Raw genomic sequence first — 6,456 nt, 5'->3', positions numbered from 1 at the left:
CTCGCAGGGTTCATATTGACGGGAGTCCATCCGGCAATGCACACTGTCTGCAACCGAAACTTTTCGAAAGCGGACACTGTGAGCATCGAAGAACGACCCTCCAAATTGACCCTCTCTGCCGTCGCGCAGGAGGTGGGAGTCTCAGTGCCCACAGTGTCCAAAGTGGTCAACGGGCGCGGGGACGTAGCGCAGGCCACCCGTGCCCGCGTGCTGGCGGCACTGCAGCGCACCGGCTACAAGTCCCCGCTCCAGCGCAAGAGCAACCCGGTGCAGCGGACAGTGGAAGCTGTCTTTGATTCCCTCAATTCGGCCTACAACATGGAAGTCCTCAAAGGGATCATGGAGCAGGCCAATGTCTCGGACATGGAAGTGATCCTGTCCGTGACCGGACTCCAAGCGGCACCTCCCCTGGGTCCGGAAGAGCGGGCCCAACGCATGGTCGATGAGGGCCGCAGCGGGATGATCGTGGTGACCTCGGCCTTCGGCACCGCCCACTTGGAGGCCTTCCAGAGGCGCCAGATCCCCATCGTGGTGATCGACCCCCTCAACCCGCCACCGGCTGACTTGTTCAGCGTGGGCGCCAGCAATTGGGCCGGTGGAAAGGCAGCAGCAAGCCACCTCCTGGGGCTGGGGCATCGTCGGATCGCATACATCGGCGGCCCTGCCACAGCCGAGTGCAGCCAGGCCAGGCTCCACGGTTACATGGCCGCTCTCATGTCCGCAGGCATCACCGTGGAACACGAATACGTTTCGGCGGGACCCTTCCGGCCCGAGACCGGGGCCGCCGCTTTCAAGTCCCTGTTGGCGCTGGAAGATCCGCCCACGGCAGTCTTTGCCGGCAGCGACAGCATCGCCATGGGAGTGCTGGCGGAGGCCCGGCGACAGGATGTGCGCATCCCGGAGGAAATGAGCTTGGTGGGGTTCGACGGCACCTACCAGGCCGAGGAATCCACACCGCCCTTGACATCGGTAAGCCAGCCGCTTCAAGAGATAGGGCGTTCGGCGCTGAACTTCATCCTTCGCCAAATGCAAGGTGAAGACATCGACTCCCGGCGCGTGGAGCTCGCAACCCACCTGGTGGTCAGGGAATCCACGGCCTCTCCCTTGGAAGCGGGTTCACGAAAAAAAGCGGCGTCGCGCGTTTAGCTGTACCGGCGGAACGGCGTCGGAGAGCAGCACCCGAACCCAGCGCTCGCCCGTCCTGCGGAACTCCTCACGGCTGGCGAAACGGTAAAGATAGCTGCGCGCCCGCACCCAACGGGGGCGTCCGCCGTCGAACGGGTCATGGCGCAGCATCCTCAGGGTGGGCTTGTCCGCCTGCAGGAGCTTGTCCAGGAAAGCGTAGAACCAGTCCTCGTGGACGGTCCGCAACGGCAGGAACCACATCAGCCAATCCAGCCTCAAATGATAGGGCGCCCACTGCGGCGGCAACCGCCGGACGTCGCCGGGCTTGCCCTTGAAGCCATACTCCAACCAGAGTGCATCCGGGGCGTTGGGCTCCTCAGCCAGCGTGCCTTCCACCACGATCTCGATCCGCTGCTTGGTGACCGTCCCAAACGCCCCATAGGCGTTGACCAATCTCCATCGATTGAAACTGGCATTCATGAGCTGCCGCCGGGAGAACAGGTTCAGGAGCGGCCGGTAGCTGCACGCCAGCAACAGAACAGTCACCAGCACGACGACGCCGAGCCACCACACCGGGGTTTCGGCGCCGGGGTGCCACTCCAGCGGGATGAACGGAAAAACCGCATGCGCTACGGGGTCGCTGACCGCAGCGAACGCCAGGATGATGGCCACCCAGTTCAGCCATGCGAAGTTCCCGGTGAACACCAGCCACAATTGCGTGACGATGACGATGCCGGCGGCAATACTCGCCAAAGGCTGCGGCGCGAAGAGGAAGAACGGCGCCACCAGTTGCGCGAAATGGTTGCCCGCCACTTCGACTTTGTGCAGTGGTCGCGGCAAAAGATGCGCTTGTCTGCTGAGCGGTCCCGGCATGGGCTGAGTCTCGTGGTGATAGTACATGGCCGTCATGTCCCGCCACTCACGGCCGCCACGGATCTTGATCATGCCGGCACCGAACTCAAGCCGGAACACCAGCCACACAATGAGGATCAGGACGATGGTGGGCGGGGGAGTCTGGTCCGAACCGAGGAAGGCCACGGTAAACCCGGCCTCAAGCAGCAGGATTTCCCAGCCGAAGCCGTAGAACGTCTGGCCGACGTTGACGATCGACATGTACAGGAACCACAACGCCAGGAACGCCGCCATGGGCAGCCAGGGCGGACCTGTTTGCGGGACCCCGGCCACCAGCAGGGCGGCCACGCCGATCCCTGTCCAACACACGGTCCTCAGGAGCGCATCTGAATAACGCCAGCGGAAGAGCGTTGGCCTGGCCAGTCGTCGTGCCAGATCCAGGAAATCCGGAACCGGCAACAGCCCGCGCTCTCCGAGGAGCACGGGGAACTGGTTCACCGTGGACAGGAAGGCAACGAGGTACAGCGCGGCAATGCCGCGTTGCAGAACCTGCCGGGCGAACTCGTAGTCCCATGCATCAAACCAGGACAACCACTCCACTCTTCCACCGTACGCGCGGGAGGTTGATGGTCAAGGGACGCCGTTGCAGCCGTGTACATCCGTTGCGTTCGCCGGCCTTGTTACCGGCTGGGATACTTGAATAATGCAGCCGCGCAAGATCGTCATCCTCGGGTCCACAGGTTCCATCGGCACACAGGCGATTGACGTCGTCGATGCCGCCCCGCACCGTTTTGAGGTGGTGGCGCTGAGCGCAGGCGGAGGTAATCCGGAACTCATCGCCCGGCAGGCGGTCCACACGCGGGCCCGCGCGGTAGGAATCGCCCATGGAGATCCAGCGTCGCTGCGCCGCTTGATTGACGACGCAGCCTCCGTCGCAGGAATAAGGAACTTCGAGCCGGAAATCTTCGTCGGTCCGGATGCCTCCACGCAGATTGCGGGCATCGAGTGCGATGTTGTCCTCAACGGCATCACCGGTTCCATTGGCTTGGCACCCACCTTGGCCGCCCTTGGCACGGGCGCCACGCTGGCACTGGCCAACAAGGAGTCACTGATTGTTGGCGGAGCGCTGGTCAAAGCTGCTGCCCGGCCCGGCCAGATCGTCCCCGTGGACTCAGAGCATTCCGCCATCGCCCAGTGCTTGCGGTCCGGAACGGAACAGGAAGTGGAGAAGCTGATCCTGACCGCCTCAGGCGGTCCGTTCCGCGGCCGTACTCGTGACCAACTGCACCATGTCACACCGCAGGAAGCCCTGGCCCACCCCACATGGGACATGGGCCTCATGGTCACCACCAACTCCGCCAGCTTGGTCAACAAGGGCCTGGAGGTTATCGAGGCGCACTTGTTGTTCGACGTTCCCCTCGACAGGATCGAGGTAGTGGTCCATCCCCAGTCGGTGGTCCACTCCATGGTCCAGTTTGTGGACGGGTCCATCATTGCCCAGGCATCTCCTCCGGACATGCGGTTGCCGATTGCCCTGGGGATGGGCTGGCCGGACCGGGTCCCGCATGCCGCGAAGGCCTGCGACTGGACCAAAGCCACCAGTTGGACGTTCGAACCCCTGGATGCCGTGGCATTCCCGGCAGTGGACCTGGCCAAGGACGCAGCCAAGCAAGGCAGTACTTTCCCTGCCGTGTTCAACGCCGCCAATGAGGAAGCCGTCCAGGCCTTCCACGCAGGGCGCATCCGCTTTACGGATATCGTGGACACGGTGGAGTCGGTCCTCAGCGAACATTCAGGCTCCTCCGAGCTGACAGTGGAGTCCGTGCTGAATGCTGAGAAGTGGGCACGTGCCCGAACCCTTGATCGTTTAGCCAGCAGCGCCCTGTAGCCCACAACCCCTATGGAAGCAGTTCCCCCGGCATGAGTCCCGTCCTTCTCTTCATTCTCGGAGTCGTCTTCGTCGCCATCGGCGTCGCCGTTTCCATCGCGCTGCACGAGGTAGGCCACCTGGTGCCCGCGAAGCTGTTCAAAGTGCGCGTCACCAAGTACATGATCGGTTTCGGGCCAACCCTCTGGTCCAAAAAGAAGGGGGAGACGGAATACGGTTTCAAAGCGCTCCCGCTTGGCGGATACGTGTCCATGATCGGCATGTACCCGCCCAACAAGGCGGACGGTGCCGTCCGCCCTTCAAGCACCGGGATGTTCCAGACACTGGCCACCGAAGCGCGCTCCATGGCACACGAGGAAGTAGGGCCGGAGGACGGCAACCGCGTCTTCTACAAGCTGCCCGTGTGGAAAAAAATCATCGTCATGCTCGGTGGTCCCGCCATGAACATGATCATCGGGTTGATCCTATTGGCCGTCCTGCTCATGGGATTCGGCACAGCCCAGGCCACCACCACCATCGCTGATGTATCCAAGTGCCAGGTTGCCGCAGGCGAAACCGTGGACCCCGACTCGGCGGACTGCAAACCCACGCCGGCAGCAGCGGCAGGGCTCCAGCCCAACGACACCATCACTTCCTTCGACGGTAAACCAGTCACCAACTGGGATGAACTGACCGGGTGGATCCGCGCCTCGGCAGGCAGGGAGGTGGCCATCACTGTCCAACGCAACGGTTCTGCCGTGGAGACCACCGTGACTCCGGTGCTTTCATCCCGTCCCGTGGTTGGCCCCGATGGACGGCAGGCCCAGGACGCCAACGGGGTTCTGCAGTATCAGGAGGTGGGCTTCCTCGGGATCGGAGCCCAAAGCGCCCTGGTGCCCCAACCGGCGTCGGCCGTTCTGCCCATGGCAGGGGAGAACATCAAACAAATTTCCGGTGTGATCTTCAACCTGCCCGCCAGGGTGGCGGGGGTGGCAAAAGCGGCCTTCAGCGAGGAGCCCCGTGACCCGAACGGCCCCATCAGCGTAGTGGGCGTGGGCCGGGTGGCCGGCGAAGTCGCGGCCATGGAACAGGTGCCGATGCAGGCACGGATCGGAACCCTGATCGGGCTGCTTGCAGGGCTCAATTTCGCCCTGGCCATCTTCAACCTCATCCCCTTGCTTCCCTTGGACGGCGGCCATGTTGCCGGAGCTTTGTACGAGGGCGCACGGCGCCAAGTGGCCAGACTCAGGGGCAAGCCGGATCCGGGCTCGTTCGACATCGCCAAACTGTTGCCGCTGACCTATGTGGTGGCTGCGCTACTGATGGCCATGGGGGCCCTGCTGATCTACGCGGACATCGTGAAGCCCGTGAATATCTTTGGCTGAGCTGTGAACATTTTCCGCGCAGCTGTGAACAAAGTCGGCGGATCAAGCGGGATAGGCTAGCACCATGACTGTTTTCGCTGCTGAGTACGTATACGTCGCCGACTCCGGCGCCCTCCGCGATGAAGCCCGCCCCGCACACCGTGCCTGGCTCGGCGAACTGGCCGAGGAAGGCAAACTGCTTGCCAGTGGGCCCTACGGTGACGGTGCCGGTGCTCTGCTGATCTTCAAGTCCGCTGACGAGGCCGAACTCAACCAGCTCCTGAAGCAGGATCCGTTCGCTGAAGCCGGAGTAATCGCCGGCATCCGCACCACGGAATGGGCGCCCATCATCGGCGTCCTGGCTGCCCACGCGTCCTGATCCGGACGTCCTCCACCACAACGATCCACCCCAACCCAAGGAGTCCACGTGACCTCGGTCAGCCTGGGAATGCCAGCAGCCCCACCCCCCGTCCTTGCCCCGCGCCGTAAGACGCGGCAGATCAAGGTAGGGTCCGTTGGTGTCGGTTCTGACTCGCCCATCAGCGTTCAGTCCATGACCACAACGCCCACCACGGACATCAACGCCACCCTTCAGCAAATTGCTGAATTGACGGCATCCGGCTGCGACATCGTGCGCGTTGCCTGCCCCTCTGCCGATGACGCCGAAGCGCTGCCCATCATCGCCCGCAAATCCCAGATCCCGGTGATTGCCGATATCCACTTCCAGCCCAAGTACGTCTTCGCGGCTATTGAGGCCGGTTGCGCGGCTGTTCGGGTGAATCCGGGCAACATCCGTAAGTTCGATGACCAGGTCAAGGAGATCGCAGCAGCGGCCCGGGACCACGGAACATCCATTCGTATCGGTGTCAACGCCGGATCCCTCGAACCCGGCATCATGAAGAAGTACGGCAAGGCCACTCCGGAGGCGCTTGTTGAGTCAGCTGTCTGGGAAGCCTCTTTGTTCGAAGAGCACGGTTTCCACGACTTCAAGATCTCCGTCAAGCACAACGACCCCGTGATCATGGTGGCCGCTTACGAGATGCTTGCCGAGAAGGGTGACTGGCCCTTGCACCTTGGAGTTACCGAGGCAGGCCCGGCATTCCAAGGCACCATCAAATCGGCAACGGCTTTCGGTGCGCTCCTGTCCCGCGGCATCGGTGACACCATCCGTGTTTCCCTCTCAGCCCCGCCGGTGGAGGAAATCAAGGTGGGCAACCAGATCCTGCAGTCCCTGAACCTGCGCCCCCG

General features: G+C 63.0%; 6 protein-coding genes. 5 read left to right on the top strand and 1 reads right to left on the bottom strand.

Annotation, left to right across the window (positions count from 1 at the left end; all coding sequences use genetic code 11):
• Window positions 1-36 precede the first annotated feature (36 nt).
• Window positions 37-1,146: a LacI family DNA-binding transcriptional regulator gene (locus HP499_RS19070; RefSeq protein ID WP_216660165.1), complete on the top strand. Its 1,110-nt coding sequence runs from the start codon at window positions 37-39 to the stop codon at window positions 1,144-1,146.
• Here the strand turns inward: HP499_RS19070 and HP499_RS19065 are convergent.
• Window positions 1,117-2,577 carry a lipase maturation factor family protein gene (locus HP499_RS19065; protein ID WP_172325739.1) on the bottom strand — a complete coding sequence of 487 codons (1,461 nt, stop codon included), beginning with the start codon at window positions 2,575-2,577 and terminating at the stop codon, window positions 1,117-1,119. The genes HP499_RS19070 and HP499_RS19065 overlap by 30 nt on opposite strands.
• Before the next feature lie 103 nt (window positions 2,578-2,680).
• On the opposite strand from HP499_RS19065, the gene dxr reads away from it, so the two are divergent.
• The 4 genes from dxr to ispG all read left to right on the top strand — a co-directional run.
• Window positions 2,681-3,865: a 1-deoxy-D-xylulose-5-phosphate reductoisomerase gene (dxr, locus tag HP499_RS19060; RefSeq protein WP_172325738.1), complete on the top strand. Its 1,185-nt coding sequence runs from the start codon at window positions 2,681-2,683 to the stop codon at window positions 3,863-3,865.
• A gap of 32 nt (window positions 3,866-3,897) precedes the next feature.
• Window positions 3,898-5,229 carry an RIP metalloprotease gene (locus HP499_RS19055; protein ID WP_172325737.1) on the top strand — a complete coding sequence of 444 codons (1,332 nt, stop codon included), beginning with the start codon at window positions 3,898-3,900 and terminating at the stop codon, window positions 5,227-5,229.
• A gap of 64 nt (window positions 5,230-5,293) precedes the next feature.
• Window positions 5,294-5,587 (top strand): YciI family protein, encoded by a 294-nt coding sequence (locus HP499_RS19050; RefSeq protein ID WP_172325736.1) that lies wholly within the window; start codon window positions 5,294-5,296, stop codon window positions 5,585-5,587.
• 48 nt (window positions 5,588-5,635) lie between these two features.
• Window positions 5,636-6,456 (top strand): flavodoxin-dependent (E)-4-hydroxy-3-methylbut-2-enyl-diphosphate synthase (gene ispG, locus HP499_RS19045; protein WP_172325735.1); only part of this gene is annotated, 821 nt, incomplete at its 3' end.

Origin of the sequence: Paenarthrobacter sp. CM16, assembly GCF_013179505.1 — a bacterium.
Taxonomy (GTDB): Bacteria; Actinomycetota; Actinomycetes; order Actinomycetales; family Micrococcaceae; genus Arthrobacter.
The sequence above is the reverse complement of the archived record's forward strand: the minus strand, read 5'-3'. Positions and strand labels throughout refer to the sequence as shown.

Excerpts from the sequence above, each read along its gene's own strand:
- HP499_RS19070 (WP_216660165.1), top strand. The coding sequence starts at position 37 with ATGCACACTGTCTGCAACCGAAACTTTTCGAAAGCGGACACTGTGAGC.
- dxr (WP_172325738.1), top strand. The coding sequence starts at position 2,681 with ATGCAGCCGCGCAAGATCGTCATCCTCGGGTCCACAGGTTCCATCGGC.
- HP499_RS19055 (WP_172325737.1), top strand. The coding sequence starts at position 3,898 with ATGAGTCCCGTCCTTCTCTTCATTCTCGGAGTCGTCTTCGTCGCCATC.
- HP499_RS19050 (WP_172325736.1), top strand. The coding sequence starts at position 5,294 with ATGACTGTTTTCGCTGCTGAGTACGTATACGTCGCCGACTCCGGCGCC.